At 66.5% G+C, this 248-nt stretch carries 1 protein-coding gene; it reads right to left on the reverse strand.

What is annotated here, in order from left to right:
- Positions 1-248, reverse strand: a 248-nt coding sequence (locus AC5IJH_RS18590; protein WP_491904300.1) for a zinc-binding dehydrogenase, incomplete at both ends; no start/stop codon positions are given.

The raw sequence follows: 248 nt of genomic DNA on the forward strand, positions 1-248 counted from the left end.
CATCGCCTTCGGGTATTCACCGGCCGATGCGCACGATCCCTGCAGGCGAATCTGCCGCGTAACCACCTTCTGCAGTGGCAGCAGCACCTCCGGCGCAATGTTGCCGACGAGCACGACCGTGCCCCCCTTGCGCGTCGCGTCGACGGCGGCTGCCACTGTCTCTGCACGGCCAACAGCCTCAAAGACCACATCCACGCCCCGCCTCTCGGTGCGTTGCAGGATGCACTCGGAGAGGGCGCTCTGCGCAT

It is taken from the genome of Candidatus Dedyshia acidiphila (genome assembly GCF_051025295.1).
GTDB lineage: Bacteria > Acidobacteriota > Terriglobia > Terriglobales > Acidobacteriaceae > KBS-83.